Source organism: Streptomyces sp. MnatMP-M17, assembly GCF_900091995.1.
Classification (GTDB): Bacteria; Actinomycetota; Actinomycetes; order Streptomycetales; family Streptomycetaceae; genus Streptomyces.
In genome coordinates this window covers 1-3,511 of record NZ_FMDK01000155.1, presented here as the reverse complement: position 1 = coordinate 3,511, position 3,511 = coordinate 1, and the positions used below count along the sequence as shown (strand labels likewise).

Here is a 3,511-nt window from a genome sequence, read left to right as displayed (position 1 = left end):
CCTGGGCGGGCCCGGAAGGCCGGTCGGGGAGCGCGGGCACCTCGGGCACCATCGGCTCGGTGTCGTCCTTGGCCCCGTCGGCCAGCCAGAACAGCGCGATCAGTGCGTCCCGCTCGCCGTCGCGGGCGTCGTGCAGCGCTTCGGCGGCGAATCTGCGTACCGCGTCGCTGTTGCCCCGGGCCAGCGCCAGATCGACGGCGCGAATCCTCAGCCCGTCCGGGACATCGCCGCCCGCGCGTACGAGTTCGGCCAGCCTGCGGTCACCGGCCTCGGGTGAGCAGACCGCTTCGACGGCGGCCAGTTCCAGGCTCAGCCGGGAACGCCGGTCCGGCTCCAGCGGCTCACGCAGCGCACGGCTCAGACACGCGACCGCGTTGTCGTGGTTCTCGGCGCGCAAGGCGGCGGCGAAGCTCCGGCGCAGTACGGGGACGGCCCAGGAGGAGCCCAACGGCGGTGAGCGCAGGAGGAGATGGGTGAGATCCTCGTCGTTCACGGATGCCCGGTAGGCCTGTTCGGCAGCCCTGGAGTGGAGAGCGGCCCGTTCGTCGGCGGGCATGTCCTCCAGCAGACGGGCCTTCACCATGGGACAGATCAGGGCCTTCATTCCGACAGAGGTGATCAGACCGGCCGCCTCCAGCATCGCGCGCAGGTCCCGGCCGACGGCCGCCCGCAGTCCTGCCACGGCGCACACGAGTGAGAAGGGCAGCAGATCGCCGCAGACCGCCAACGCCCGCAGAAGTGTGGTGACTTCGGCGGGCAGACCGCTCAGCGCGTGGGTGACGAGGTCGCCGACGACCGCCGTGGCGATCGTCTTCAGCTCGGACAGCCGGGCGGCGACCGGTTCATGGCCATGGTCGGCAAAGCGCCGCAGCACCTCGTACAGCGCGGTGGGATTGCCTCCGGTGGCCGTCCTGACCGCCCGGGTGAATCGCGGATCGCCGGAGGCGCCGCAGATCAGCCGTACCGCCGCGGCGACGCCGCCCTCGCTCAGCCCGTGCACCACGAGCCGCTTGGTGGGCACCGGGGCCGCGGGGAGTGCGCTCAGCCAGTCGGGGCCTCCGGCGGACAGCGCACTGCCGCTCGCCATGATCACGAGCGGTGTGTCCGGAGTCAGCCGCCGGACCAGCGTCTCCAGCCAGTGCTGGGATGCGGCGTCGAGCCACTGGGCGTCCTCGACGACCAGCAGCGTCGGTGTGCTGCGCGCGGCGCGCAGAAGTCCCTGGAGTCCCGGGAGCGGTTGAGGCTCGTACTGCTCGTGCTCATCCGGTCCGGTCAGGGCCCGGAGTGAGTGCGGGACCTGACCGTCCTCACGCGCCGGACCGCCCGCCTGGGCGGGTCCGTACAACGCCGTCATGAGTTGGGCGACCACTCCGTACCGCAGCTCGCCCTCGGCCGGGGCCGCCTGTGCGCGCAGCACCCGCAATCCGCTCTCCCGGGCCAGCCGGGCGGCCCAGCCCAGCAGGGCGTTCTGCGCATGGCCCGGTCTCCCGGTCAGTGTCACGACCGCCGCGCGCCCGCCGCTCAGTTCGGCCAGCACCGCATGCAGCACCGTCTGCTCGGGCCGGCGCTCGAACAGCGGAAGTTCATCACCGTGGATGTCCGGGCCGTACGTCCACGCCGTGGACCGCGTGCTCGGACTTTTGTCATTCCGGCCAGTCACGCGCACCGCCTCGCTCAGTTCGCTTCAGCGTCGCCAGCGTGACTCGATCACCCAGCCGGGTGGTTGTCCATCGGGGATGTCCGGAGTGTGCAGAATGGCGCCCAGTTCGGTCCGTCGGCTGACACCCAGCTTCCGGTAGACGCTGGTCAGATGCGTCTCGATGGTGCGTACGGTCACGAAGAGGGACTCCGCGATGGAACGGTTGCTCGCTCCCGAGGCGGCGAGACCGGCCACCCTGCGCTCCATTCCGGTCAGCATGTCCAGCGGTGAAGCGCTCATCTTCCGCATCCTGCCGCCGGCGGTGACCAGCAGTTTGCGGGAGGTCCCGGCGAGGGCCAGCGTGCCGCAGCGCTGGGCGAGGTCGGTGGCCGTACGCAGATGTTCGCGGGCGCCACGCTGGTCGCCGGTCTTCAACAGCGCGCGGCCGAGCAGGAATTCGGCCTGGGCGTGCACGGATCTGGCGGGCGAGCCCGCCAGGATGCGGACCGATTCGGTGAGCAGCTCGATGCCCGCCACGCCGGGTGTGATCACACCTCGGGCGAGAGCCGCGAGACCGAGCGCGCGGGCCGTGCCCCATCCGGCGGCCAGTTCGGCGCCGTACTCGGTGATCTCCCGGGCCTCGTCGGCGCGGTTCATGACGGCGAGCAGCGAGGCGGCCTCCGCCCACCACGGAAGGAACGCCGGATTGGTGAACCGCGATTCCTTCAGTGATTCGCCGCAGTCCAGGAAGAGGGCGAGGGCTCGCTCGCGGTCACCGAGCGCCCACCGGGCGCGGGCACGGGCCATCAGATACCAGTGGTACTCGATGACGAACCGGTCCAGACGCGGCCGTTTGATCCCGAGGAGCAGTTCCTCGGCGCGCGCGGGCTCGTCGCGGTCGAGCAGCACGGTCGCGAGCGCGATCTGCGGCAGCGCGGCACTGTCGCCCCAACGCTCCTCGCCGATGATCTCGATGGCCGTCTGCGCGTCGGCCAGCGCGTCCGGGACGGCGCCCACGCTGTGCAGTACGAAGGCGCGGGCGGAGAGCCCGAGCACATAGGTCCAGACCGCGGCCGTCTCCTGGCTGTGCTGGAGCAGACCGTCCAGCGCGTCCAGGGCCTCGCCCACCTCGTCGGCGAGGCCGAGCGCGAACGACGAGGCGATCAGCGACCAGCTCTCCAGCTCGGCTCCGGGAAAGCGCATGGCCCGACGGGCCTGTTCGACCGTACGCCCGGCGCAGCGGCCGTCCATCGCGGTCAGCACCGTCATCATCGCGAGCTTCTGCCGCTGGGCACGGGTGTCACCGGGCGGCAGGGCCAGCCGCGCGGCCCGGTCCCTGGCCGCGCGGACCGTCACCTTCTCGTCCGCGCCGGTGATCAGCAGGACCGATTCGACCAGGGTGTGCAGCTCGCGGTCGGCGGGATCGGGCCTGGCTGGCAGCTCGGCCTCCAGTGCCGCCAGGACCTCCTCCAGCACCCGGACCCCGGTCGGCGCCTGCTGTACGGCCAGACATGTCATCCCGTACCGCACGGCGACCAGCGCCCTCGTACGGATGTCACCGGCCCTGGCCAGTGCCTCCTCCAGCAGGCGGATGGCCTCCGGCGGATTGATCTCCGCCAGCGATGTGGCCATCTGGACACGGACCGGCACACTGTGCGGCTCGACCTCCAGCACCCGCTGCAGATACCGGACCGCGGCCTCGGGCGCGCCTCTGCTCCCGGCCTGGACCGCGGCCTCACGGAGCACTCCCGGCATCCAGGGCTGGGCCACGGCGGGCAGCAGCATCAGCAGGCCCGCGACATCCTCGGCGGGCCGGCCCGCGTCGCTCAGCAGGAGCGCCGCCGCCGTCCGCAGCTCGGCCAGGGCCCGCGC

Annotated in this window: 2 protein-coding genes; both read right to left on the bottom strand. The window is 72.0% G+C overall.

Annotated features, from left to right (window positions below):
- Positions 1-1,660 (bottom strand): AAA family ATPase (locus GA0115259_RS08095; protein WP_161230319.1); only part of this gene is annotated, 1,660 nt, incomplete at its 3' end.
- A gap of 24 nt (positions 1,661-1,684) precedes the next feature.
- Positions 1,685-3,511: response regulator transcription factor (locus tag GA0115259_RS08090; RefSeq protein ID WP_218104206.1), on the bottom strand; the 1,827-nt coding region annotated here is incomplete at its 5' end.